Raw genomic sequence first — 26,174 nt, forward strand, 5'->3', positions numbered from 1 at the left:
CTTTCCGAACGACTCCCGAACGGACATCACAGAGGCCTGAATGAAAGAAGGCTAATTGATCTCGATTATGCCATGCCGTCCTGTCGGTCCAGGACGCTCGCCAGCGCCTGCTCGAATCCGGACGCCTTGCCCGCGGCCGCCGTCGGGTCCTGCTGGCGGACGTCGATGACATGCCCCGTGAGCTCGGAGAGCAGCACGTCGAGGGAGGTGCGGGCGACGGCCTCGGAGGAGAGCAGACTGTGCGTCGGCTCCTGGCCGAAAGCCCTGGTCCGCATCGGCGTGGCGGTGCGCTCGGGGTTGATGCAGTTGACCCGGACGCCGTCCGCGGCCCACTCGTCCGCCAGCGCCTGGGTGAGATTCACCATGGCCGCCTTGGTGGAGGAGTAGAGGCTGTATTCGGCGCGGCCGCGGGTGTAGCTGCTGGAGGTGTACAGCAGCAGCTGCCCCTTGGTCTCGGCCAGGTATTTGTACGCCGACCGCGCGATCTGCACGGGCGCGAGATAGTTCACGCGCAGCGCCTCCTGAATGGTGGCGTTGTCGGTCTCGGCGAGTTTGCCGATACGCAGGACACCCGCGGTGTTCACGACGTAGTCGATGCGCCCGGTCTCGGCGTACGCCTTGGACAGCGCGTCGTCCACCTCCTCGGGGTTCTCCACATGGGTGCCGGTGGTGGAGCGGCCGAGCGCGTACACCTCGGCGCCGTAGGACTCCGCGAGCTCGGCGATGTCCTTGCCGATGCCGTACGAGCCGCCGAAGACGACGACGGTCTTGCCGGTCAGCAGCTCGCGGTAGGCCTCCTCGCCGGTCGGCTCGGGCGCGGCGGTGGAGCCGAGCTGGAAGAGCTTGTCGGCGATGAAGACGTCGACGGGCTGGGTGACCTTCATGTTGTACTCGTCACCCGCCACGACGTGGATGGGCACGTCGGGCAGGTACTTCAGTACGACGGAGCAGTCGTCGGTGGCCTGGAAGTGCGGGTCGCCGGCGGCGATCTCGTAGGCGTGCCGGATCGTGGACAGCTTGAAGGCCTGCGGGGTCTGGCCGCGGCGCAGCCGGGAGCGGTCCGGGATCTCGGTGATGAACTCGCCGTCCTCGCCGTGCGTGCGGGTCACGATGATCGTGTCCGCGGACGGGATCGCGACGTCGACGGCCTGGTAGCGCTCCAGCGCGGCGACGCAGTCGTCGATGACGCGCTGCGACAGCAGCGGGCGTACGGCGTCGTGGAAGAGGACGTTGACGTCCTCGCCCTCCGCCAGTCCCTCGCCCAGGGCCTCGATGGCGCGCTCGGTCGTCTCGTTGCGGGTGGCGCCGCCCTCGATGATCCGGCGGACCTTGCGGAATCCGGCCTTGGCGACGATCCGCTCGATATCGGGCACATAGCCGGGCGCCATCAGCACGATGACGTCGTCGACCGAATCCGCGTTCTCGAAGGAGGTCAGGGTGTGCTCGATGACCGCCTTGCCGGCGATCTTCAACAGCTGCTTGGGGATCGACAGACCCACGCGCTGACCGGTACCACCGGCGAGGACGACGGCGGTCGTGCGGGGCTTGGCTAGCGGCTGGGACACAGATGACCTACCTCGGGGCGACAGGGACTTCGAAATCGTCCCACTCTCCGTCACCGCGATGCAAGGCGGGTGTCCTTCACCTCATATGCGTACGCAACCTGTCATTCACCTTGCGCTCACGGTGATTGACGGATCATTCCCGAGTGCGGGCCATGGAATTCCTGTGAGTTACTCCACTCCGCGGAAACGGATCTTCACTCCGTGGCGCACAGGTGCAGGTCTTCTTCATATACATCACCGGTTCGTTGCGTACATGCCGAGAACGCGGCGCGCCCGCCGGTCCGATTGCCGCGGAATTCGGGAACTCGATTCCGCGGCAATCGACTTCTCGTACGACTCCCCCACCCGGCCGTCGCCGTACGGCTCACCCGGCCAACTGGCCCGTACGGCTCACCCGTCCATGTCGCCCCAACGGCTCACCCGGCCTGGACCCCGGGCCGCCCGGCCTCCACCCGCAGCCGGGCCAGGGTGCGCGCGGCGGATGTCGGCTGCCGCACGGTGTCGACCACGCGGATCCGGGCGTCGATGGCGTCGCGGCGGATGTCGAACAGGTGGTAGCCGCGATGGGCGTCGAGCAGCTTCCAGTGCGGGTTGTCCGCCAGCCGCGGGTCCCACTCGCGGCGGAAGGCGGCCTGGTCCTGGTCGCCGTTGCTGGAGATGGAGGTGCCGACGAACTCGGCGCCGACCACCGCGGAGTCCGGGTCGGCGAAGTCCTCCTTGAGGTCGCTGACCATGGTGAGATGCCGGTCACCGCTGAGCACGACCGGGTTGCGCACTCCGCGGAACTCCCTGAGGAACTCGTTCCGCTCCGCCTGGTAGCCGTCCCAGGCGTCGTAGTACCACTGCTTGCCCTCGCCGGGCAGCAGATCGGTCTCCGCCATCATGATCTGCGAGGCGATCAGGTTCCAGCGGGCCGGGGAGTCGCGCAGCCCGTCCAGCAGCCACCGCTTCTGCTCCGCGCCCAGCATGGTGAGCGCCGGGTCCTGCGCACCTGCCTGGCCGGTGGCCTGGTCGCTGCGGTACTGCCGGGTGTCGAGCACGTTGAGCCGCGCGAGCCGGCCGAACTCCAGGCGGCGGTGCATCCGGATGTGCGGGCCGTTCGGCACCGCGCTCGCCCGCACCGGCATGTGCTCGTAGTACGCCTGGTAGGCGGCGGTGAGCCGGGACACGAACGCGTCATGGGTCTGCTTGTCGGGGTCCTGGGGTGTCTCGCCCGCGAAGTCGTTGTCGACCTCGTGGTCGTCGAAGGTGACCACGAAGGGCGCGTTCGCGTGCATCGCCGCCAGGTCGGGGTCGCTGCGGTACTGCGCGTACCGGTTGCGGTACTGGGTCAGGGTGTACGGCTCCCCGCCGCCCTCGTGCCGCCGCGGCGCCGAAGCCGAGGGCCCCGACTCGTAGATGTAGTCGCCGACGAAGAGGACCACGTCCGGGTCCTGGGCCAGCATGTCGGCGTACGGCGTGAAGTAGCCGTGCTGCCAGTTCTGGCACGAGGCCAGCGCCAGACGCAGGCTGCCCCCGGCGGCGTACGGCTGGGGCGCGGTGCGAGTGCGGCCGACCGGTGAGAGGCGGCCGCCCGCACGGAAGCGGAACCAGTACTCGCGCCCCGGACGCAGCCCCCGTACGTCCACATGGACGCTGTGCCCGAACTCCGGCCGCGCGTACGCCGCACCGCGCCGCACCTGCCGGGCGAACCGCTCGTCCTCGGCGAGCTCCCACTCCACCGGCACGGGCCGCGCGGGCATGCCGCCGCCGTTCAGCGGGTCCGGGGCCAGGCGCGTCCACAGCACGATGCCGTCGGGCAGGGGGTCGCCGGAGGCCACGCCGAGGCTGAACACCCCGTCAGGCAGGGGGGTTTCGACGGCTCGCGCGGCGCTCTCCGGCAGCCACAGCTGCGCCGAGGCGGCGGCGCCGAGCACGGCCGCGCCCGCGGTCAGCAGACGGCGTCGGTCCCGCGACTGAGGTCCGGTCACGCGTGTCATCGGCAACTCCCCTGTCTTCGCTGTCACTCGGACAGTCGGGAAGCTCCCACGGCGGCGTGGACCGGCCACTGAACAGGGAGGAGCGCGAGCATGACAAGCAGAGCAACAGAAACGGGCGGCCCGCGCAGAACGCGGACCGCCCGTCAGTTCACTTCTCCCGTGAGGCTCTACAAGGGCTCGAAGAAGCCGGGGTCTTTAGAAGGGCTCGAAGTCGTCGAACTCCTGCTGCGCCTCGTCGCGTTCGGCCTGCTTGTCCCGGCGTCGCTGCGCCGCGGGCCGCGCCGTGTCGAGGCGGTGGTCCTCACCGCGCCGGCCCAGCATCTCCGCACCGGCCATGACCGACGGCTCCCAGTCGAAGACGACCGCGTTGTCCTCGGGGCCGATGGCGACGCCGTCGCCCGAGCGGGCACCGGCCTTCATCAGCTCCTCCTCGACACCGAGGCGGTTGAGCCGGTCGGCGAGGTAGCCGACGGCCTCGTCGTTGTTGAAGTCGGTCTGCCGCACCCAGCGCTCCGGCTTCTCGCCGCGCACCCGGAACAGCGGCTCGCCGTCGGCGTCCTCGCGTACGACGGTGAAGCCCGCGTCGTCCACGGCCTTGGGCCGGATGACGATCCGGGTCGCCTCCTCCTGGGGCTTGGCGGCACGCGCCCGGCCGACCAGGTCGGCCAGCGCGAACGACAGCTCCTTGAGGCCGATGTGCGCCACCGCGGACACCTCGAAGACGCGGTAGCCGCGCGCCTCCAGGTCCGGCCGCACCATCTCGGCGAGGTCCTTGCCGTCCGGCACGTCGATCTTGTTCAGCACGACGATGCGCGGCCGGTTGTCCAGCCCGCCGTACTGCTTCAGCTCGGCCTCGATGATGTCCAGGTCGGAGACCGGGTCACGGTCGGACTCCAGCGTCGCGGTGTCCAGCACATGCACCAGCACCGAGCAGCGCTCGACGTGCCGCAGGAACTCCAGGCCCAGGCCCTTGCCCTGGCTGGCGCCCGGGATCAGACCCGGCACGTCGGCGATGGTGTAGACGGTGTTGCCGGCCGTCACCACGCCCAGGTTCGGCACGAGGGTCGTGAAGGGGTAGTCGGCGATCTTCGGCTTGGCCGCGGACAGCACCGAGATCAGCGAGGACTTGCCCGCGCTCGGGTAGCCCACCAGCGCCACGTCGGCGACCGTCTTCAGCTCCAGGACGATGTCCTGGAGGTCGCCCGGCTCACCGAGCAGCGCGAAGCCGGGCGCCTTGCGGCGGGCGGAGGCCAGCGCGGCGTTGCCGAGCCCGCCCCGGCCACCCTGCGCGGCGACGTAGGAGGTGCCGTGGCCGACCAGGTCGGCGAGGACGTTGCCCTGCTTGTCGAGGACGACGGTGCCGTCCGGCACGACGAGGACCAGGTCCTGGCCGTCCTTGCCGGAGCGGTTGCCGCCCTCACCGGGCTTACCGTTGGTGGCCTTGCGGTGCGGCGAGTGGTGGTACTCGAGCAGCGTCGTCACGGACTGGTCGACGGTGAGGATGACGTCACCGCCACGCCCGCCGTTGCCGCCGTCCGGGCCGCCCAGCGGCTTGAACTTCTCACGGTGGACGGAGGCACAGCCGTGACCTCCGCTACCCGCGGCGACGTGCAGCTCGACGCGGTCCACGAAGGTGGTCATGTGGTGCCTCCAGATACGTACGGGAATGTCTACTACGTAACACGCGAAAGGCGGACCCGCCTTCCCGACCGGGAAGTGAGGTCCGCCTCGCGGAACGAAACGTTTAGAACGAAACGTTCGGTCGAAACCATGTCTCAGGCTTCGTCGGCTTGAATCAGCAGATTCAGGCGACCGGAACGACGTTCACGACCTTGCGGCCACGGTGGGTGCCGAACTGCACCGCACCGGCCTGCAGGGCGAACAGCGTGTCGTCGCCGCCACGGCCGACGCCCGCACCCGGGTGGAAGTGCGTGCCGCGCTGACGGATCAGGATCTCACCGGCGTTCACGACCTGACCGCCGAAGCGCTTCACGCCGAGCCGCTGGGCGTTGGAGTCGCGACCGTTCCGGGTGGACGATGCGCCCTTCTTGTGTGCCATTGCTCAGTCCCTCTTTACTTCGCGGCCGTCGGGATGGACGTGACCTTGATCGCCGTGTACTGCTGGCGGTGACCCTGGCGACGGCGGTAGCCCGTCTTGTTCTTGTAGCGCAGAATGTCGATCTTCTGGCCCTTGTGGTGGTCCACGACCTCGGCCTGGACCTTGATGCCGGCCAGCACCCACGGGTCGCTGGTCACGGCGTCGCCGTCGACAACGAGCAGGGTCGAGAGCTCGACCGTGTCGCCAACCTTGGCGGTGGAAATCTTGTCAACCTCGACGACGTCGCCGACAGCAACCTTGTGCTGGCGACCGCCGCTGCGCACGATGGCGTACACGCGGATCTCTCTTTCACTCGGAACGGCACCCCGCAGGCCAGCCGCCCGGCGGACAGCGCGGACGACCTCTCCCGACCACCGTGTGCCCGGGAGGAAGAGGTTTACGGGGATGTGGCGTGCTAGAAGGACACGCCGACGGTCAAGGTTACGGGGCGGGGGCCGAGGGGGTCAAACCGGGTCCGGCCCCGTGCGAGTGCGGTCGGTCACGCCGGGCGGGCGCCCCTGAGGACACCCGCCCGGCCGCCGGTCGCGCTCAGCCCTCGTCGGTGGAGGCCGTGACGGTGGGCTGCGTCTGCTGCTCCGCCGCCACGGTCTTCTTCGACGCGGTCTTCTTCGTGGCGGTGGAGGCCTTCTTGGCCGTCGCCTTCTTCGCCGTCGTCTTCTTGGCGGCGGTCTTCTTCGCGGCCACCGTCTTCTTGGTGGCGGCCTTCTTCGCGGTGGCCTTCTTCGCCGTCTTGCGCGCGGCCGCCTTCTTGGCCGGAGCGGCCTCCTCGGCACCCTCCGCGGCCTCTACGACGGCTTCGGCCGCGGGGGCCTCGGCTGCGGGAGCCTCCGCCTCAGGGGCCGGTGCCGCGGGAGCCTCGGCCGCGGGGAGGACCACCACGGCGGCCTCCTCGGACGCGGTCGGCGCGGTGGCCTTGCGCACGGCCCGGCGCCGCGGACGGGCCGGGGCGGCGCTCTCCGCGGGCGCCTCGGCGACCGGGGCGGGCTCGGCGACCGGGGCGGGCTCGGCGACCGGGGCGGGCTCGGCGACCGGGGCGACCTCGACGGCCTCGGCGACCTCGGCGACCTCGGGCTCCGGTGTCACCGGCGCGGCCGGCTCCACCGTGACCACGGCGGCCTCGGCACCCGCGGGCGAACCGGCCGGCGCGGACACCTTGCGGGTGGCGCGACGACGCGTACGGCCCTTGGGCGCGGCCTCCGCAGCCTCCGCGGCCTCGGCGACAGCCGGCGCCGCGTGCAGCGTCGGGTCCTCGACGGCCGCCGGCTCGGCCTGCGCCTTGGCGGCGGACTCCGGCTGCACCGGACGCGCCACCTCCTCGGCGACGGTCACCTGCTGGGCGGTGGGCACGGCGGCCTCCGCCGCGGCAGCGGCCTGACGCTCCGCGCGCTGCTCGCGCTTGGAGACGGCCTCCGCCTTGGGCGCACCCGCCGGGGCCGAAGCCCTGCGGCTCGCCCGGCGACGGCTGCGGCCACGGCCCGCGGCGGCCTCCGCCTCGGCGACGCTGCTGTACAGCTCCTCGTCCGGCGCGAACTCCGGCGCCGGAAGCTCGACGGGCTGAGCGACCTCGGCGGCGACCTCGGCCGGCGTCTCGGTCTCCTCGGCCTCAGCCTCCTGCTCGGCAGTCACCGCCGGCTCGAGGGCCGCCTCGTGCTCGTGGTCGGCACCGGCACGGGCGCGCTTGCGGCGCTTGCCGCCGCCACCGGCCGCGGTCGCCTGGTCCATGTGCACGATGACACCGCGTCCGTTGCAGTGGACGCAGGTCTCCGAGAACGACTCCAGCAGACCCTGGCCGACCCGCTTACGGGTCATCTGCACCAGGCCCAGCGAGGTCACCTCGGCCACCTGGTGCTTCGTACGGTCCCGGCCCAGGCACTCGAGCAGGCGGCGCAGCACCAGGTCGCGGTTGGACTCCAGGACCATGTCGATGAAGTCGATGACCACGATGCCGCCGAGGTCGCGCAGCCGCAGCTGGCGCACGATCTCCTCGGCCGCCTCCAGGTTGTTCCTGGTCACGGTCTCTTCGAGGTTGCCGCCCTGACCGGTGAACTTGCCGGTGTTGACGTCGACCACGACCATGGCCTCGGTCTTGTCGATCACCAGCGAGCCACCGCTGGGCAGCCAGACCTTGCGGTCCAGCGCCTTGGCGAGCTGCTCGTCGATCCGGTACGTCGCGAAGACGTCGACCTCGCTGGTCCACTTGGACAGCCGGTCGGCCAGGTCGGGCGCCACGTGCGAGACATAGCCGTGGATGGTCTGCCAGGCCTCGTCACCGCTGACGACGACCTTGGAGAAGTCCTCGTTGAAGATGTCGCGCACGACCCGGACGGTCATGTCCGGCTCGCCGTAGAGCAGCGTCGGGGCGTTGCCGCTCTTGGCCTTCTTCTGGATGTCCTCCCACTGCGCCTGCAGGCGCTCGACGTCGCGGCGCAGCTCGTCCTCGCTCGCCCCCTCGGCGGCGGTGCGCACGATGACGCCCGCGTCCTCGGGGACGATCTTCTTGAGGATGGTCTTCAGCCGGGCCCGCTCGGTGTCGGGCAGCTTGCGGCTGATGCCGGTCATCGAGCCCTCGGGCACGTACACGAGGTAACGGCCCGGCAGGGAGACCTGGCTGGTCAGACGCGCGCCCTTGTGCCCGATCGGGTCCTTGGTGACCTGGACGAGCACGGACTGGCCGGACTTGAGGGCGGACTCGATACGGCGCGGCCCGTTGGCCATGCCGAGCGCCTCGAAGTTGACCTCACCGGCGTACAGCACGGCGTTGCGGCCCTTGCCGATGTCGATGAAGGCGGCCTCCATCGACGGCAGCACGTTCTGGACCTTGCCCAGGTAGACGTTGCCGACGTACGACGTCGACTGCTCCTTGTTGACGTAGTGCTCGACGAGCACGTTGTCCTCGAGGACGCCGATCTGGGTGCGCTCGCCGGCCTGGCGGACGACCATCACGCGCTCGACGGCCTCGCGGCGGGCCAGGAACTCGGCCTCGGTGATGATCGGGACGCGGCGGCGGCCCTGCTCGCGGCCCTCGCGGCGGCGCTGCTTCTTGGCCTCCAGACGGGTCGAGCCCTTGATGGACTGCACCTCGTCGGACGGCTCGGAAGGCTTGCGCGGCTCGCGGACCTTGACGACGGTGCGCTCCGGGTCGCCCTCGCCGGGCTCGGTGTCGGTGGAGGTGTCACCGGCGCGGCGCCGACGACGACGGCGACGACGGCTGGAGGAGCTGGAGCCGCCCGGCTCCTCGCCCTCCTCGGCGTCCTCGTCCTCCTGCTCGGCGGTGTCCTCGGCGTCCTGCGCGGCCTGCTCGGCGGCAAGCTCGTCGGCGTCGGCGGACTCGCCCGTCTCGGCGTCGGCGGACTCACCACGGCGACGACGACGGCCACCGCGGCGACGGCGACGGCGCGAACCGGTCTCCTCCGTCTCGTCCTCGCCCTCGGCGAAGTCCTCGGCGGCCTCCTCGGCCTCCTCCGGCTCCTCCTCGACGGCGGGCGCGGCGGCGGTCTCGACGGTGGTCTCGGCCTCGTCGCCGTAGCCGCCTCGGCGGCGGCGACGGCGGCGCGGGGCGGCCGGCTCCTCGACGAGCTCCTCGGGCTCGACGACGTCGGCCTCCTCCACCTCCTCCACGGTCTCGGCGGCAGCCGCGGCGGCGGCGCGCTCGGGCGTCTGGAACCTCGGCTCGGTGAACACGGGCGCCTGGAACACCGCGACGGCGGGGCGCGCGGGGCGACGCGGCGACTCGGGCTCGGCCTCCGCCTGGACCTCGGCTTCGACCTCGGCCTTGGCCTTGCTCTTGGTGGCAGCGGGCTCGGCGAAGCCGGTCGCGGCCTTGCGCACGACCCTGCGCCGACGGCGCGGCGCGGCGGCCTCGTCCTGCTCGGCGGCGGGCGCCTCGGGCTCGGCGGCCTCGGTGACGGGCGCGGCCTCGGCGGCCGGCAGCTCGGTGGCCTCGACGGCGACGGGGGTCTCGGCGGTCACGGGGACCTCGGCGGTCTCCTCCGGGGCGGCAGTACGCCGGGTGGCACGGCGACGCGTACGACGCGGAGCGGCCTCGGCGACCTCAGCAGCCTCAACGGGCTCAGCGGCCTCGGGCTCCGCGGCCGGCTCGGCCTCGACGACCGGGGCAGCCTCCGCCTGCGGCGCACCGGCCGGGGCGGCGGCGCGGCGCGTGGCACGCCGACGCGTACGAGGGGCGGGCGCGGGCTCCTCGGCGACCGTCTGAGCGGGCTCGACGGCAGGCGCCTCGGCCACGGCGGCCTCGGCCGGCTCCTCCGCGGGCACGGCGGCATCGGCCTTCGGCGCACCGGCGGGCGCGGAGGCCCGGCGGGTCGCACGCCGACGCGGACGGGCGGCGGGGGCCTCCTCGGCGGCCGGCTCGGACGTCGCGGTGACCTCCGCGATCTCCTCCGCCGGGGCGGGCTCGACGGCCTCGACGACCACCTCGGCGGCCTTCGGCGCACCGGCGGGCGCGGACGCACGACGCGTCGCACGCCGACGCGGACGGGCCGGGGCAGCCTCCTCGGCGGCCGGCTCGGACGTCGCAGGGGTCTGTTCCGCCTCAGCCGTCACGGCCGTCTCCTCGGCGTCGGTCTCGGACTCGACGTCGACGTCGGTCTGCGGCTCCTCATCGGCCGGTACGGCCGGAGCGACGGTCTCCACCGGCGCCTCGGAGGTGGCGGCCGGCGGACCCGCCGGACGCGATGCGGCACGGCGCCGGCGGCGCGGCGGCAGGGTGTCGCTGGGGGTGTTCGGTTCGGAACCCTCGATGGGTTCGGTCGGCTCGAGCATGCGGGCGTATCTCCCGTCAGGCTCCCGGGCGCCGCGCATGGTCCGGCAGGTGGCCGGTGACGTCCGCGGCTCGCGCGGTGCGCGTGTGCCGCCGTCCGGGGCGCGGGCGCCGCACGGGAGCTCTCTGTGTCCTGTCTCGCCGGTTCCGTACGCCTTGTCGCGTACGGCCTGGCGAAAGTCTTGTGGTCGGTGCGCTGCCCGACCCAGGTGGCTCCCGAGTACGAGGGCGGCGCTTCGACGTCCGTCCCTTCGCGGGACCTTCCTTACGCCGGCTCCTTCGCGGTGGCAGTCGTAGCGGCCGGTTGGGCCGCTGCTGCCTCGCGGTCGGGCACGAGCGGGTCGGTCACCGTGCCGGTCTCTTCATCGAGCAGCCCCTGCGCCAGCCTGGTCACCGCTGCGGGGACCGGCGGCGCCAGGTCGGCCACGGCGCGGAGACCGGACAGGACGTCGTCGGGTCGCACGGCAGGCGTCACGTGCCGAACAACCAGCCGCAGTATCGCACAGGGCTGGTCGGTCGGCCTATCAGCCGGCGAACTGTGCGTTTCAGTGCTTGCGTCCGCGCTCTCCAGGCCGACGACCGCGGAGCGAGCGTCGAAGGTGCGGACGCCGTTCTTGGTCATCCGCTGGACCTCGACGGTCTCGGCGCCGTTGAAGGCGGCCACCGCCCGGGCCGCGTCGGCGGGGTCCACGCCGGGCAGGCGCAGCTCCCACACCGAGGCCGCGAGCCGGTCGGCGAGCCCCGACGTACGGGCCTCGACCGCGTCGACGACGTCGAGCCCGGGGGGCAGCGACTCGTCGAGGAGAACGCGCAGGGTCTCCGGGTCACGCGCTTCGGTGAGCGCGATCTCCAGATACTCCGCCTCACTGCCCGTGCCGGTGGGTGCGGCATTGGCGTAGGACACCTTCGGGTGCGGCGTGAAGCCCGCCGAATAGGCCATGGGGACCTCGGCGCGGCGCAGCGCCCGCTCGAAAGCGCGCTGGAAGTCGCGGTGGCTGGTGAACCTCAGGCGGCCGCGCTTGGTGTAACGCAGTCGGATGCGCTGCACCGCGGGTGCCGGCGGCGGGCCTTCAGGCTGTCGCTTGCCCAGTGTCCTAGTCCTTCGTGAGAACGGTCGTACTGCTACCTAGAGTACGTGTCTCTTGGCCCTTAGGTTCCCGCCGGGCCACCTCAGGTGCGCTGCCCGGCCCCCCGAACAGCATCCGGCGGAAGTCGGCGCGGGCCTGCCGTGCGGTGTCACGGGCCGTGGTGAGCGCCTGCCGTGTCGCCCGGCGCACACTGCGTGCGGCCTGCGCGGCGGGCCGCAGGACGGCGTCCCGTACGACGTGTCCGACCGGAGTGAGGACCGTGCGGTAGACCCACCGCACCGGCTCGACGAAGATCCACCGGAAGAGCGTCGCGAGGAACCGGCCGACCGCGCGCGAGATGTGCCCCGCCACGCGCCAGGCGTGCCCGAGCGCGTCGGCGACCTCCCGCCCGACGACGGCCAGCACCCGCCCGACCGGCACGAGCAGGTACCGCCACACCGCGAGCGCGGGCAGCACCAGCAGCACCCGGGCGATCCAGTACAGGCCGACCCCGATCCCGGTGACGATCGCCGTGAGCAGCCACCACAGCCCCTTGGCGCACCAGGCCACAGCCCGCCCGACGGGCGCGAGCACCCACCTGTACAGCCACTCGGCCGGCACGACGACCAGATACCGCACCAGCCAGGCGACCACCGCGAACACCCCGGCCCCGACGGCCCCGAGCCCCGCGCCGATCCCCTTGAGCACCCATGCGATCCCCCTGAGCACCCACGCGATCCCCCGCCCCACCGGCGCGAGCACCCACCTGTACAGCCAGACCAGCCCGGCCCCGATCCCCGCGCCCAGGCCCCGTATCACCCAGGCGATCGCGTGCCCGAGCGGCGTCAGCACGGACCGGTACAGCCACACGGCCGGCACGACGAGCAGATACCGCATCAGCCGGCCGAGCCCCATCCCCACGGGCACGACGACATACCGCCACAGCCCGACGAACGGCCACACGAACAACGCCCGCCCGACCCACAGCAACGCCCGCCCCACCGGCCGGAACACGGCATCCGTCAGGAACCGCCACCCCACGACAAGGGCGTCCCACACCATCCGCACCGGCACCACCAGCACGAGCACCACGATCCGCACCGGGATGCGGATGGCGACGGCGAGGCAGCCCTCCGGTTGTCGGGGCTGGGGCAGCGGCTTCTGCGGGTCCATACCTGTCATGACGCGACGGGCGGTGCCGCGGATGCGCCCTTTGGGATTGCGATGCCATCACGTTCGCATCGCCGCGATCACACCTTCCGCTAGACCGTTTTGCCTATTTGACGGCGCGTTACTCCCGCCTTCGCCCGTCACCGCGGGTGGCTCGGGTGACTCTCGCACCGCGGTCCGGGACGTTCCCGGACCGCTACGCGCCAAGGAGCATGTCTATGAGTTCTCGACCGAGGACGTCCCCGCTCGGCCCGACGGCCCGGCAGCGGTTCCAGACGGCAGGGACGCTGACCTCCCTCACGCTGGTCCTCGCGGCCGCAGTGGCCACGCCCGCCGCGGCGGCCGCCCAAGCCGTCTCCAGCGAGCGCACGACCGTCACGCAGCCCACCGGCAACGACTGCAAGCCCGGCAAGCCCGGCAAGCACAAGTCGACCGCGACCCCGGAGGGCGGCGACAAGGACCACTGCAAGGGCGCAACCGGCGCGACGGGTGCGACCGGCGCGACGGGTGCCACCGGCCCGACCGGGGCGACGGGCGCGACGGGTGCGACAGGTGCCACCGGCGCGACGGGTGCCACCGGCGCCCCGGGCACGGCCATCTGCGCCGACATCGACGCCCACCAGATGAGCAACGACTACGAGCTGCGGGCCGCGCTGGTCCCGCCGGACAACACGGCGTACGCGGGCATCCGCGACCTCACCGCGGCGAACGGGCCCTACCTGTGGTCGGACCTCAGCGACAACGAGAACTACCCGGAGAACGCCTGCGGCATCTCCATCGTCCAGCACAGCCAGGGCGTGGACGGCGAGGTGCGGATCGACGTGGTCACCACCACGGGCGAGATCTACCAGACCACCTGTGAGGTGATCACGAGCAACCGCACGCTGGACTGCGACGACGACTGGGAGCTCGTGAACATGCAGCCGGCTCCGGGCGAGGAGAACGGCGGGATTCCCGTCCCGTAGGGCCGCCCACTCGGGCGACGCACAAGGGGCCCCGGCAGATCGCCACGGCCACCGGGGCCCCTTGGCTGCTTGTACCGGCCACCGCGGCTCGATAAATTCACCGGCCGTCCCTTTTCGCCGGAGATGAGAAAAAAGACATGAAAACGGTCTGCCTCAATATGATCGTCAAGGACGAGGCGCATGTGATCCGGCGCTGTCTCGAATCCGTGCGCCCCCTCATCGACACCTGGGTGATCCTTGACACCGGCTCGACCGACGGGACCCAGGACATCGTCCGCGACACGCTCTCCGACCTGCCCGGAACCCTCTACGAAAGCCCTTGGCGGGGCTTCGGCCAGAGCCGTACGGAGGCGATCGAGCGGGCCCGGGACCGGGCGCGCCACCTGCTGTTCATCGACGCCGACGACGTGCTGCAGACCGACCCCGGCTTCACGCTGCCGGAGCTGACCCACGACTGCTACGACGCCGAGGTCCGCCACGGCCCCGTCGTCCACTGGCGCCCGACGCTCGTGTCGACCCGCCTGCCCTGGCGGTACGTCGGTGTCCTGCACGAATACCTGGAGTGCGACGCCGAGTTCAGCCGGGCGACCCTCGGCGGGGTGCGCACGGTCATCATGGGCGGCGGCGGACGGTCACAGGTCAGCCAGCGCCAGAAGTACCTGCGCGACGCCGCACTCCTGAAGGACGGGCTCGCCAAGGAGCCGGGCAACACCCGGTACGCCTTCTACCTGGCCCAGAGCTGGCGCGACGCCGGTGAACCGGCGAAGGCGCTCGCCGCCTACGACCGGCGCGCGGCGATGGGCGGTTTCGTCGAGGAGGCGTTCTGCTCCCGCCTCTACGCCGCCCGCCTCGCCATGGAGCTGAAGCGCAAGACACCCGAGGTCATGGCCCGCCTCCTGGACGCCCACGAGTACCGGCCCACCCGGGCCGAACCCCTCGGCGAACTCGCCCACCTGTGCCGCGTCCAGGGCGAACGCTGGCCGCTGGCCTACCTGTTCGCGCGGCGCGCGGTCGAGATCCCGCAGCCCGACGACATCCTCTTCGTCGAGCACGGCTGGTACGACTGGCAGGCCCTGGACGAGCTGGCGGTGGCCGCCTACTGGATGGGTGAGTACCGCGAGTCGCTGGAGTGCTGCGAGAAGCTGCTGGACGGCGGAAAGCTCCCCGAGGCCCACCGCGAACGCGTCCTCGCCAACCGCGACTTCGCCCGCACCAGGCTCGCGCTCGGCGCACCCCGCCCCCAGCCGGCATGAGAAACCGGGCCCCTCCCCCCAGGGAAAGGGCCCGGCACACACCGTCGGCTCAGTGAGTGTGCCCGCTCGCCGCCGGCGCCGCGTTCTTCACCGTCAGCGGCAGCAGCTTCTTGCCCGTGGGGCCGATCTGGATGTGGGTGTCCATGGCGGGGCAGACGCCGCAGTCGAAGCAGGGGGTCCAGCGGCAGTCCTCGACCTCGGTCTCGTCGAGGGCGTCCTGCCAGTCCTCCCAGAGCCAGTCCTTGTCCAGGCCGGAGTCCAGGTGGTCCCAGGGGAGGACCTCCTCGTAGGTGCGCTCGCGGGTGGTGTACCAGTCGACATCCACACCGAACTGGGCCAGCGCCTTGTCCGCGCAACCCATCCAGCGGTCGTAGGAGAAGTGCTCGCGCCAGCCGTCGAAGCGGCCGCCGTCCTCGTAGACCGCGCGGATGACGGCACCGACGCGGCGGTCGCCGCGGGAGAGCAGGCCCTCGATGATGCCGGGCTTGCCGTCGTGGTAGCGGAAGCCGATGGAACGGCCGTACTTCTTGTCGCCGCGGATCTTGTCGCGCAGCTTCTCCAGCCGCGCGTCCGTCTCCTCCGCCGACAGCTGCGGCGCCCACTGGAAGGGCGTGTGCGGCTTGGGCACGAAGCCGCCGATCGACACCGTGCAGCGGATGTCGTTCGAGCGGGAGACCTCGCGGCCCTTGGCGATGACCTTCGTCGCCATGTCGGCGATCTGCAGGACGTCCTCGTCGGTCTCGGTCGGCAGGCCGCACATGAAGTACAGCTTCACCTGGCGCCAGCCGTTGCCGTACGCCGTCGAGACGGTCCTGATCAGGTCGTCCTCGGAGACCATCTTGTTGATGACCTTGCGCATGCGCTCCGAGCCGCCCTCGGGGGCGAAGGTCAGACCGGAACGGCGGCCGTTGCGGGTCAACTCGTTGGCCAGGTCGACGTTGAAGGCGTCCACACGGGTGGAGGGGAGCGAGAGGCCGATCTTGTCTTCCTCGTAGCGGTCCGCCAGACCCTTGGCGATCTCGCCGATCTCGGAGTGGTCCGCCGACGACAGGGACAGCAGGCCGACCTCCTCGAAGCCGGTCGCCTTCAGGCCCTTCTCCACCATGTCGCCGATGCCGGTGATCGAACGCTCACGCACCGGGCGGGTGATCATGCCCGCCTGGCAGAAGCGGCAGCCGCGCGTGCAGCCGCGGAAGATCTCCACCGACATGCGCTCATGGACCGTCTCCGCCAGCGGGACCAGCGGCTGCTTGGGGTAGGGCCACTCGTCGAGGTCCATCACCGTGTGCTTGGACACGCGCCACGGCACACCCGACTTGTTCGGTACGACTCGCGCGATACGGCCGTCCGGCAGGTACTCCACGTCGTAGAACGCCGGGATGTACACCGCGCCCGTCTTTGCCAGCCGGAAGAGGACCTCCTCGCGGCCACCGGGCCGGCCCTCCGCCTTCCACTCGCGGATGATCTTCGTCATGTCCAGCACGGCCTGCTCGCCGTCGCCGATGACCGCCGCGTCGATGAAGTCGGCGATCGGCTCGGGGTTGAAGGCCGCGTGGCCGCCGGCCAGCACGATCGGGTCGTCGATCGTGCGGTCCTTGGACTCCAGCGGGATACCCGCCAGGTCCAGCGCGGTCAGCATGTTCGTGTAGCCCAGCTCCGTGGAGAAGGACAGGCCGAACACGTCGAACGCCTTCACCGGCCGGTGGCCGTCCACCGTGAACTGCGGGACGCCGTGCTCCCGCATCAGCGCCTCCAGGTCCGGCCACACGCTGTACGTGCGCTCGGCGAGGACGCCCTCCTGCTCGTTGAGGACCTCGTAGAGGATCATGACGCCCTGGTTGGGCAGCCCGACCTCGTACGCGTCCGGGTACATGAGCGCCCAGCGGACGTCACACTCCTCCCACGGCTTGACCGTGGAGTTGAGCTCGCCGCCGACGTACTGGATCGGCTTCTGCACGTGCGGGAGCAGAGCTTCGAGCTGCGGGAAAACCGACTCGGCAGACATCGCGGAGGACCTTCGTGAGCTGACAGGGGTGACCATCAAGCGTAACCCGCCCGGCGGACTGTCCCGCACGCTCAGACGGCCGCCGCCGCCCTCGCCCGCGACCACGCCCCCGGCAACGCCTCCTCGGCCCGCACCGCCCGCAGCTCCTCCCGCCCGTACAGCACCCCGTAGGTGAAGGAGCTCTCCCCCGCCGCCTGTGCCTGCGCCGCCAGGTCGCGCAGGGCCTCGCGGGTCATCACGCTGTCCTGGTGGTCGCCGAGGAGGTTCTGCAGCGCCTTCATCGACCGTGCGAGCGCCACCGCCGGATCGCCGAGCGCCGCGGTCGCCGCCTCCGCCGAGTAGCGCGTCCGCTTGGCCCGCTTGCGCGCCTCGTGCAGCGCGACGTCGCGATCGTGGCCGGGCGGCAGATCCAGGGCCCGCTCCACCAGGGCCGACACCTGCGCCAGATCCTTGCGTACGGCCTTGGCGATCACCTTCTCAGGCGCCCCGGCCGCCGCCTTGCTGAGCGGCGGGTCGGCGATCAGCGCGTCCAAGGCGCCGAGCAGCTCCAGGTACCGCTTGCCGTCCAGTACGGCGATCAGCCGCCGGCGCGATCCGCCGCGCCGGGCGTGGGTCCAGGTGCGCAGCCGGGTGCGCACCGGCCCGGTGACCAGGGCGCGGGGCAGCGCGTCGAGGGCGGCGGTGATCCGCTCGGTCAGCACCTCCTGGTCGCGGTCGACGCCCAGCTCTCCGGCGAGCCACTTCAGCTCCTCGCCGATCGGGTCGGTGACCGAGCGGTCGAGGACGGTGCCGAAGGAGCGGAACGCGCTGCGCATCCTTCGGGTGGCGACCCGCAGGGCATGCACGGAGTCGTCGATGTCACGCCGTACGGCGGGGTCGAGCTCGACGATCGCGTCGCGCTGGGCACGCAGACAGTCCAGGACGTGATCGCCGGCCGTCACCGGGCCGGCATCCGCAGCGGGACCCCTCTTCCGCTTCTTCTTCGGGCGGGGGCCCGTCTCCGCGAGCGCCCGGGCCAGCTTCGACGCGGACCCCGACGGCCGTACGCCCGCCCTGCGCAACCGTTTCTCCACCTGGTCGAGGAACGCCGGGTCGCCCCCGTCGGCCAGCTCCACCTCGATCTCGGTCCACTGGGCGTCGCCGCCGTCCCCGTCGAGCCGCTCGGCGAACACCGCGTCCACACTGACCTCGGCCAGCAGCCGCCCCGCTGCGTCGGTGAGGTCGCGCACATCGCGGTCGGAGCGCAGCCGTACGACGGGCACCAGCTCGGCGTCCCGGACCCGGGAGCGCACCAGCCCGGCGAGCGTACGGGGCACGGCATCGGACAACGGGGCCCGGATCTCGTCCCGCACGCCCGGGCCGACCGGGAACTTCAGATGCCAGCCGGCGTCGGAGCCGCCCGTGCGGCGCCGCAGAGTGATGGAGGAGGCGGCCAGGCGGCCGTCGGCCGTGTCGTAGTAGGTGGCGTCCAGGTGCGCGACACCCTTGTCGATCACAGCCGCGACACCGGCGACGCCGGTCAGGTCGGGCAGGCCGCTGTCGTCGGACTCGTACTTCCGCTCGATCTCGCGCTTGGTGTCCGCCATGAACCGAATCTAGTGGCCGCCATGGCAGGACGACAGGGCCCAACGAGGTTGGAAACTCCGGGAGAACGGGCCGCTCACGCCGACAGCGGTCTCTGCACTCTGATGGACTGCAACAGCCCCACCGCCACCCACACGGCGAACATCGACGAGCCTCCGTAGGACACGAACGGCAGCGGCAGACCGGTCACCGGCATGATCCCCAGGGTCATCCCGATGTTCTCGAAGGCCTGGAAGGCGAACCAGGCCACGATCCCCGCGGCCACGACCGTGCCGTACAGCTCGCTCGTCTCCCGCGCTATCCGGCAGGCCCGCCACAGCACCACACCGAGCAGCACGATGATCAGGCCGCCCCCGACGAAGCCCAGCTCCTCGCCCGCCACCGTGAACACGAAGTCGGTCTGCTGCTCGGGCACGAACTGGCCGGTGGTCTGCGAGCCGTGGAACAGGCCCGAGCCGGTCAGACCGCCGGAGCCGATGGCGATACGGGCCTGGTTGGTGTTGTAGCCGACGCCCGCCGGGTCCAGCTCGGGGTTGGCGAACGCGGCGAAGCGGTTGATCTGGTACTCGTCGAGGACGCCCAGCTGCCACACCGCCAGCGCGCCCAGCGTGCCCGAGCCCAGCAGGCCGAACACCCACCGGTTGGAGGCGCCGGAGGCCAGCAGCACGCCCAGCACGATGATCACCATGACCATGACCGAGCCGAGGTCGGGCATGAGCATCACGACCAGCATCGGCACGGCGGCCAGGCCCAGCGCCTGCAGCACCGTGCGGTGGTCGGGGTAGGGCCGGTCACCCGCGTCCACTCTGGCCGCCAGCAGCATCGCCATGCCCAGGATGATCGTGATCTTCACGAACTCCGAGGGCTGGAGCGAGAAGCCGCCGCCGAGCACGATCCAGGAGTGCGCGCCGTTGACCGTCGAGCCCAGCGGGGTGAGCACCAGAAGGATCAGGAACACCGAGGCGCCGTACAGGATGGGCACCGCCGTGCGCAGCGTGCGGTGGCCGACCCAGACCGTGCCGATCATCAGGGCGAACCCGATGCCGGTGTTCATGATGTGCCGGACGAGGAAGTAGTAGGGGTCGCCCTGGTTGATCTCGGTACGGTTGCGGGTGGCCGAGAACACCAGCAGGGAGCCGAGCAGCGACAGCGCGAGCGCGGCCAGCAGTATCGGCCAGTCCAGCCGGCGGGCGAGGGAGTCCCGGGCGAACAGGCGGGTCCAGCCGGCCCGCTCGGGGCCGTAGCCGGAGACCTGGAAGCTGTTGACGCCGGTCATGTGCACTTCCTCCGGCCGGGGCGGCGGGCCCGCCGCCGACGCCGTGTCTCTCGGTTGTCCGCCTCCGGGCTCGCCACGGTGGCCGCGGTCGGCTGCCCGCCGCCGCCCGGGTCGGTGCCGTCGTCGGGGTTCGTGGCGACGGTCTCCACCGCGCCCTCGCCCTCGGCCGGCTTCTGGTAGGTCTGCTGGTCCTTCGCCGGGTCCTTGGAGAGCTTCGGCGGGCGGATCGTGCCGTCCGCCTGGATCCGCGGCAGGTTCTTCTGCGGGGTGGGCAGCAGGGCGTTCTTCTTGGTGATGACGCCGTCGTCCGAGACGCCGTACAGGGCGTCGTAGATGTTGCGCACCGCCGGGCCGGAGGCGCCGGAGCCCGTACCACCCTGGGAGATCGTCATGACGATCGCGTAGTCCTTGGTGTACGTGGCGAACCAGGAGGTCGTCTGCTTGCCGTAGACCTCCGCGGTACCGGTCTTGGCGTGCATCGCGATCTTGTCCTGGGGCCAGCCGCCGAACCGCCAGGCGGCCGTGCCGCGCGTGGCAACGCCGGCGAGCGCCTCGTCCATCTGGGTCAGCGTCGCCCGGCTGACGGGCAGCTTGCCGTGTGCCTTGGGCTTGATCTCGGTGACCTGCTTGCCGTCCGCGCTGACGACGGCCTTGCCGACCGTCGGGTCGTACAGCGTGCCGCCGTTGGAGATGGCGGCGTAGATCGTCGCCATCTGGATCGGCGTCACCAGCGTGTCGCCCTGGCCGATGGAGTAGTTGATCTCGTCACCGGCGCGCATCTTGTTGCCTTCGAGGCAGTTCTCGTAGGAGATGCGCTCGACGTAGTCGCCGTCCTTCTTGCCGGTCTTGCACCAGGCGTCCTTGTTGGCCTCCCAGTACGACTGCTTCCACTCGCGGTCGGGGATGCGGCCGGTGACCTCGTTGGGCAGGTCGATGCCGGTCTCCTCGCCCAGGCCGAACTGGTGGGCGGTCTTGAAGAACCAGTCCTTGGGCTTGCCCTTGGGGTCGATGCCGCCGTCCTTCTGCCACTGGGCGTGTGCCAGCCGGTAGTAGACGGTGTCGCAGGAGACCTCGAGCGCCCGGCCGAGACTGATCGCGCCGTGGTTCTGGGACTCGAAGTTCTTGAAGACCTGGCCGCCGACGTTGTACGCACTGGAGCACTCGTAGCGGCCGTCGAAGTCGTAGCCGGCCTGGACCGCGGCGGCCGTGGAGACCACCTTGAAGATCGAGCCGGGCGCCGCCTGACCCTGTATGGCCCTGTTGAGCAGCGGGTAGTTGGAGCTCTTGCCGGTGAGCTTCGCGTAGTCCTTGGCGGAGATGCCTCCGACCCAGGCGTTGGGGTCGTAGGTCGGGTTCGAGGCCATCGCGACGACCCGGCCGGTCTTGGCCTCCATCACGACGACCGCGCCCGCGTCGGCCTTGTACCGCTCCTGGGTGTTGCGGTCCCAGGCCTTGCGGGCTTCCTTCATCGCCGCGTTCAGCTCGTACTCGGCGACGCGCTGCACGCGGGCGTCGATGCTGGTGACGAGGTGGGAGCCGGGCTGGGCGGCGTCGGCCTCGGCCTGGCCGATGACCCGGCCGAGGTTGTCGACCTCGTAGCGGGTGACGCCGGCCTTGCCGCGCAGCTCCTTGTCGTACTGGCGCTCCAGGCCGGAGCGGCCGACCTGGTCGGAGCGCAGAAACGGGGAGTCGGTGTCCTGGGCCTGCTTGATCTCCTCGTCGGTGACCGGGGAGAGATAGCCGAGCACCTGCGCGGTGTTGGACTTGCCGGGCGCCGGGTAGCGGCGGACGGCCTCCGGCTCGGCGGTGATGCCGGGGAAGTCCTCGGCGCGCTCGCGGATCTGCAGGGCCTGGCGCGGGGTGGCCTCGTCGGTGATCGGGATCGGCTGGTACGGCGAGCCGTTCCAGCAGGGCTGGGGGGTCTCGGCGTCGCACAGCCGGACCTTCTCCTTGACCTCCTTCGGCGTCATGCCGAGGACGCCGGCGAGCTTGGTGAGGACGGCGTCGCCGTCGTCCTTCATCTTCAGCAGCTCGGTGCGGGAGGCGGAGACCACCAGCCGGGTCTCGTTGTCCGCGAGGGGCACTCCGCGCGCGTCCAGGATCGAGCCGCGCACGGCGGGCTGGACGACCTGCTGGACGTGGTTGCCGGAGGCCTCCTTGGCGTAGGCGTCTCCCTCACGGATCTGGAGGTACCAGAGGCGGCCGCCCAGGGTGCCGAGGAGGGAGAGGACGAGGATCTGGATGACGACGAGCCGGATCTGGACGCGTGGGGTCCGCCCGGTCTCGGGAATGTTGGTCACTGGTGTCTCCCCCTCTCAGCGAGCGCGTGCGGATGCCGGTGTGCCGACGGGCGCCATCGGTGTGCGGACCACTGACGCCGGTCTGCCGACCACTGACGCCGGTGTGCGTACGAGTGATGAACGAACGGCCCGCGCCGCCCGGTTCCGGCCCGTGTCCCCCGTCCGGGTGAACTCCGCGGTGGTCACAGCCGCTTGACCCCCTTGATGCGTCCCGCGCGGGCGGTGCGCGCCCGGGCCGCCCTCACCTTCAGTCCGCCCAGTCCCCCGCGCTGGCTGCCGATGCGCAGCCCGGTGCCGGAGGACAGCCAGCCGGAGGAGATGTCGGCCGAGCCCGCGGAGTTCGCCTCGGCGAGCGGGTCGTTGTCGGCGCGCCGGGCCAGCGCCATGATGCCCGGCACCACGAAGGGCGCGAGCAGCAGGTCGTACACCATGGCCGTGAACAGCAGCCCGGGCAGCCCGACATGACGGGCCGCCGTGTCGCCGACGAGCGCGCCGACACCGGCGTACAGCAGGGTGGAGCCGATCGCGGCGACGGCGACCACGGCCAGCGGGCCGGTCGCCGACTTGAGTCTGCCGTTCTCCGGCTTGATCAGGCCGGCCAGATAGCCGATGACGCACAGCACGAGCGCGTAGCGGCCGGCCGCGTGGTCGGCGGGCGGGGCGAGGTCGGAGAGCAGCCCGGCGCCGAAGCCGACGAGGGCGCCGCCGACATGGCCGTAGACGAGCGCGAGGCCGAGGACGGTGAGGAGCACCAGGTCGGGCACGGCGCCCGGCAGATGCAGCCGGGCGAGCACGCTCACCTGGAGCACCAGCGCGACGACGACCAGCGGAACGGACAGCAGGATCCGGTTGAAGCGCATCAGTTCAGCTCCCCTACTGCTGCTGCTCTTGCTGGAACTGGCCGTCGGCGGGCGCCGACGGGGTGACGGTGACCGTCACGGTCGGCCTGGGCGTGGGCTTCGGTTTGTCCGGGAGCACGGTGTCGCGCGGATCCTTGCTGGGGGCCTGCACGACGACGCCGACGATGTCGAGCTTGCTGAAGCTGACGTACGGCGTGACGTACAGGGTGCGGGTCAGGTCGCCGCCGGAGGGGTCGACGCGGGAGACGACACCGACGGGGACGCCGGGCACGAAGGGCCGGTCGGCCTGCGAGCCGAAGGTGACCAGGCGGTCGCCCTTCTTGATCTGGGCCTTGCCGTTGAGGAGTTCGACGCGCAGCGGGCGGTCGCCCTGTCCGGAGGCGAAGCCGAGTTCGTCGCTGCCCTCCATCCGGGTGCCGACGGTGAAGTCGGGGTCGTTGGCGAGCAGCACGGTCGAGGCGTTGGGGCCGACGGTGGTGACGCGGCCGACGAGGCCGTCGCCGTTGAGGACGGTCATGTCGCGCTTGATGCCGTCGTTGGCGCCGACGTCGATGGTGATGGTCCAGGAGAAGCCCTGTGCGGCTCCTATGGCGATGACCTCGGCGCCCTTGATGCCGTACTGGCCCTCGCCGGCCACCTTCAGCACCTTGTCGAGCTGCTTGAGGCGGCTGCGGTTGCGGTCGTCGCTGCCGAGCTCCGCCTTGAGGGCGGCGTTCTCCTTCTCCAGCTCGGCGATACGGTCGTGCCGGTCGCCGGAGTCGCGTACGGCGGAGACGGCGTTGCCGACCGGGTCGACCGCGGAGGCGACGCCGTTCTCGATCGGGCCGAAGACGGAGGCCGCGGCCTGGCGGGCACCGTCGACCGGTGAATCCTCCCCACCGCGGATGTCCACCGTGATCAGTGCGAACGCGATGGCGATCAGCAGCACCAGGAGCAGCCGGCTCTCTCGTGTGTCCCTCACGTGCGGCGGCCGTGCCCTTCCTCGAATTGGAAACTCAGTCGGAAACGGGGTAGCCCCTGGGAAGTCCGAGGGGCTCGTTTGTGGCAGCTTATGCCTCTATATCAACGATCCGCCGTACGAGAGGAGATCATCTCGTACGGCGGAATCGACGAGTTGCGTCATCTGCGGGGCTGGGCGTCCAGCACCTGCTGGAGCGCCTCGAACTCCTCGACGCACTTGCCGGAACCGAGCGCCACGCTGTCCAGCGGGTCCTCGGCGATGTGGATCGGCATGCCGGTCTCCCGGCGCAGCCGCTCGTCGAGGCCGCGCAGCAGGGCGCCGCCGCCGGTGAGGACGATGCCGCGGTCCATGATGTCGCCGGACAGCTCCGGCGGGCACTTGTCCAGCGTCGTCTTCACGGCGTCGACGATGGCGTTGACGGGCTCCTCGATCGCCTTGCGTACTTCGGCGGCGGAGATGACGACGGTCTTGGGCAGCCCGGAGACGAGGTCCCGGCCGCGGATTTCGGTGTGTTCGTCAGCGTCGAGGTCGTACGCCGAACCGATCGTGATCTTGATCTGTTCGGCCGTGCGCTCGCCCAGCAGAAGGGAGTACTCCTTCTTGATGTGCTGGATGATCGCGTTGTCCAGCTCGTCGCCCGCGACGCGGATGGACTGGGCGGTGACGATGCCGCCGAGGGAGATGACCGCGACCTCCGTGGTGCCGCCGCCGATGTCCACCACCATGTTGCCCGTGGCCTCGTGGACCGGCAGGCCGGAGCCGATGGCCGCGGCCATGGGCTCCTCGATGATGTGCACCTGACGGGCGCCGGCCTGGGACGACGCCTCGATGACGGCGCGGCGCTCGACGCCGGTGATGCCGGAGGGCACACAGACGACGACCCGCGGCCGGGCCAGATACCGCCGCTTGTGGATCTTCAGGATGAAGTAGCGGAGCATCCGCTCGGTGATCTCGAAGTCGGCGATCACGCCGTCCTTCAGCGGACGTACGGCAACGATGTTGCCGGGCGTGCGCCCGATCATCTTCTTCGCTTCGGCGCCGACCGCGAGAATCCCACCGGTGTTGGTGTTGATCGCGACGACGGACGGCTCATTGAGTACGATCCCGCGACCCCTGACGTACACCAGCGTGTTGGCGGTCCCGAGGTCGACAGCCATGTCACGGCCGATGAACGACATTGAGTTCCCCATCAGGATTCGTCTGGCCTTCCTGCTGGCTTTTGAGGGCATATCAGGTCGGCGTGGTGGGTGCTGTGACGTGAAGGCTTCCATCGTAGACGCGCCTTCACGGACCCTGCGTGAGGGTCTCCGCCATTGTCAGCAGATGATGTGCGGGTTCGCTTCTGGAGACGTGCGTTCGGGGAGACACGTTCCCTCGATCGCCGCTCACATGCCAGGAAAGTCCGGAGGCTGACCCCCGGACTTCCGTGTGGCTTGCGGCGAAGAGTACGCGGTTACGCGCGGCCGGGGAAGAAGATCTTCACCTCGCGCTCGGCGGACTCCTCGGAGTCCGAGGCGTGGATCAGGTTCTCCCGGACGATCACACCGAAGTCGCCCCGGATGGAGCCCGGCGCGGCGGCGATCGGGTCGGTCGGACCGGCCAGCTGACGCACGCCCTCGATGACCCGCTCGCCCTCGACGATCATCGCCACGACCGGGCCGGACGACATGAACGCCACCAGCGGCTCGTAGAACGGCTTGCCCTTGTGCTCGCCGTAGTGCTGCTCCAGCGTGTCCTGGTCCAGCTCGCGCAGCTCCAGCGCGGTGATCGACCAGCCGGCCTTGCGCTCGATACGGCTGATGATCTCGCCGGTCAGGCCACGACGGACGGCGTCGGGCTTGAGGAGGACGAGGGTGCGCTGGGTCACGACAGGACTCCTTCTACCTACAGGTGTGCGGTGTGACGAGGCTACAGGGCCCTTTGGGGCGCCCGTTACGCAGCGTCAGCCTGGGCGGAGTCGCCCTGCGCCGCGAATCTCGCCTTCGCCTCGTCGATCTTGCGGCCGAAGTGGACCGAGGCCCACCACAGGGCGGCGAACATCGCGCCGAGGAAGAACATGATCGGGACGACGAAGCCGGAGGCGATGAGGCCGAGCTGGAGGGCCCAGCCGAGGGTGATGCCGCCGGGGCGGGTGACCAGGCCGCACAGGAGCAGACAGAGGAGCATCGCGATGCCGCTGACGGTCCAGACCGTGCCCATGGACAGGGAGTCGTCCTTCATCGCGACCAGGCCGGCGAAGCCGATCACGAAGAACTCGCCGATCAGGGTCGAGGAACAGAGCGTACGCATGGTC

19 protein-coding genes are annotated in these 26,174 nt (G+C 70.9%); 2 read left to right on the forward strand and 17 right to left on the reverse strand.

What is annotated here, in order from left to right:
- Nucleotides 1-65: 65 nt before the first annotated feature.
- From ACIQ6Y_RS10810 to ACIQ6Y_RS10845, 8 genes are all read right to left on the reverse strand, one after another.
- The gene (locus tag ACIQ6Y_RS10810; RefSeq protein WP_404035479.1) at nucleotides 66-1,565 is read right to left on the reverse strand and encodes an SDR family NAD(P)-dependent oxidoreductase; all 1,500 of its coding nucleotides are present in this window, start codon (nucleotides 1,563-1,565) and stop codon (nucleotides 66-68) included.
- A 416-nt stretch (nucleotides 1,566-1,981) separates the two neighbouring features.
- Nucleotides 1,982-3,544 carry an alkaline phosphatase D family protein gene (locus ACIQ6Y_RS10815; protein ID WP_404035482.1) on the reverse strand — a complete coding sequence of 521 codons (1,563 nt, stop codon included), beginning with the start codon at nucleotides 3,542-3,544 and terminating at the stop codon, nucleotides 1,982-1,984.
- A gap of 195 nt (nucleotides 3,545-3,739) precedes the next feature.
- A complete protein-coding gene (obgE, locus tag ACIQ6Y_RS10820; protein WP_404035485.1) occupies nucleotides 3,740-5,185 on the reverse strand; it encodes a GTPase ObgE in 1,446 nt (481 codons plus the stop codon).
- A gap of 163 nt (nucleotides 5,186-5,348) precedes the next feature.
- Nucleotides 5,349-5,603, reverse strand: coding sequence for a 50S ribosomal protein L27 (gene rpmA / locus ACIQ6Y_RS10825; RefSeq protein ID WP_404035488.1), 255 nt, complete (start codon nucleotides 5,601-5,603; stop codon nucleotides 5,349-5,351).
- A gap of 14 nt (nucleotides 5,604-5,617) precedes the next feature.
- Complete coding sequence (gene rplU, locus ACIQ6Y_RS10830) at nucleotides 5,618-5,938, reverse strand: 50S ribosomal protein L21 (RefSeq protein WP_356685366.1); 321 nt, start codon at nucleotides 5,936-5,938, stop codon at nucleotides 5,618-5,620.
- Nucleotides 5,939-6,191: 253 nt separating this feature from the next.
- Nucleotides 6,192-10,442 (reverse strand): ribonuclease E/G, encoded by a 4,251-nt coding sequence (locus ACIQ6Y_RS10835; RefSeq protein WP_404035492.1) that lies wholly within the window; start codon nucleotides 10,440-10,442, stop codon nucleotides 6,192-6,194.
- A gap of 263 nt (nucleotides 10,443-10,705) precedes the next feature.
- A complete protein-coding gene (locus ACIQ6Y_RS10840; RefSeq protein WP_404035495.1) occupies nucleotides 10,706-11,488 on the reverse strand; it encodes a TIGR03936 family radical SAM-associated protein in 783 nt (260 codons plus the stop codon).
- A gap of 46 nt (nucleotides 11,489-11,534) precedes the next feature.
- On the reverse strand, nucleotides 11,535-12,680 hold the full coding sequence (locus ACIQ6Y_RS10845; protein ID WP_404036394.1) for a hypothetical protein: 1,146 nt from the start codon (nucleotides 12,678-12,680) through the stop codon (nucleotides 11,535-11,537).
- A gap of 215 nt (nucleotides 12,681-12,895) precedes the next feature.
- On the opposite strand from ACIQ6Y_RS10845, the gene ACIQ6Y_RS10850 reads away from it, so the two are divergent.
- Nucleotides 12,896-13,642 (forward strand): hypothetical protein, encoded by a 747-nt coding sequence (locus ACIQ6Y_RS10850; protein ID WP_404035498.1) that lies wholly within the window; start codon nucleotides 12,896-12,898, stop codon nucleotides 13,640-13,642.
- Between the two features lie 137 nt (nucleotides 13,643-13,779).
- Entirely contained in the window at nucleotides 13,780-14,895 is a 1,116-nt protein-coding gene (locus ACIQ6Y_RS10855) for a glycosyltransferase (RefSeq protein WP_404035501.1), read from the forward strand.
- A 49-nt stretch (nucleotides 14,896-14,944) separates the two neighbouring features.
- Here the strand turns inward: ACIQ6Y_RS10855 and ACIQ6Y_RS10860 are convergent, their stop codons facing one another.
- From ACIQ6Y_RS10860 to ACIQ6Y_RS10900, 9 genes are all read right to left on the reverse strand, one after another.
- Nucleotides 14,945-16,900: a TIGR03960 family B12-binding radical SAM protein gene (locus tag ACIQ6Y_RS10860; protein WP_404035504.1), complete on the reverse strand. Its 1,956-nt coding sequence runs from the start codon at nucleotides 16,898-16,900 to the stop codon at nucleotides 14,945-14,947.
- Nucleotides 16,901-16,971: 71 nt separating this feature from the next.
- The gene (locus ACIQ6Y_RS10865; RefSeq protein ID WP_404035507.1) at nucleotides 16,972-18,486 is read right to left on the reverse strand and encodes a CHAD domain-containing protein; all 1,515 of its coding nucleotides are present in this window, start codon (nucleotides 18,484-18,486) and stop codon (nucleotides 16,972-16,974) included.
- Between the two features lie 74 nt (nucleotides 18,487-18,560).
- Nucleotides 18,561-19,760, reverse strand: coding sequence for a rod shape-determining protein RodA (gene rodA, locus ACIQ6Y_RS10870; RefSeq protein ID WP_404035510.1), 1,200 nt, complete (start codon nucleotides 19,758-19,760; stop codon nucleotides 18,561-18,563).
- Nucleotides 19,757-22,060, reverse strand: coding sequence for a penicillin-binding protein 2 (mrdA, locus tag ACIQ6Y_RS10875; RefSeq protein ID WP_404035513.1), 2,304 nt, complete (start codon nucleotides 22,058-22,060; stop codon nucleotides 19,757-19,759). Before mrdA ends, rodA begins: the two co-directional genes overlap by 4 nt.
- 182 nt (nucleotides 22,061-22,242) lie before the next feature.
- Entirely contained in the window at nucleotides 22,243-22,920 is a 678-nt protein-coding gene (gene mreD, locus ACIQ6Y_RS10880) for a rod shape-determining protein MreD (RefSeq protein WP_404035515.1), read from the reverse strand.
- 13 nt (nucleotides 22,921-22,933) lie between these two features.
- Nucleotides 22,934-23,881, reverse strand: a complete 948-nt coding sequence (gene mreC, locus ACIQ6Y_RS10885; RefSeq protein ID WP_404035518.1) for a rod shape-determining protein MreC — start codon at nucleotides 23,879-23,881, stop codon at nucleotides 22,934-22,936.
- 158 nt (nucleotides 23,882-24,039) lie between these two features.
- Nucleotides 24,040-25,059: a rod shape-determining protein gene (locus tag ACIQ6Y_RS10890; protein ID WP_004931372.1), complete on the reverse strand. Its 1,020-nt coding sequence runs from the start codon at nucleotides 25,057-25,059 to the stop codon at nucleotides 24,040-24,042.
- Between the two features lie 275 nt (nucleotides 25,060-25,334).
- Complete coding sequence (gene ndk / locus ACIQ6Y_RS10895) at nucleotides 25,335-25,748, reverse strand: nucleoside-diphosphate kinase (protein ID WP_399641489.1); 414 nt, start codon at nucleotides 25,746-25,748, stop codon at nucleotides 25,335-25,337.
- Between the two features lie 65 nt (nucleotides 25,749-25,813).
- The gene (locus tag ACIQ6Y_RS10900; protein ID WP_404035522.1) at nucleotides 25,814-26,170 is read right to left on the reverse strand and encodes a DUF4233 domain-containing protein; all 357 of its coding nucleotides are present in this window, start codon (nucleotides 26,168-26,170) and stop codon (nucleotides 25,814-25,816) included.
- Nucleotides 26,171-26,174 lie beyond the last annotated feature (4 nt).

The organism is Streptomyces sp. NPDC096205, assembly GCF_044763135.1.
Lineage (GTDB): Bacteria > Actinomycetota > Actinomycetes > Streptomycetales > Streptomycetaceae > Streptomyces.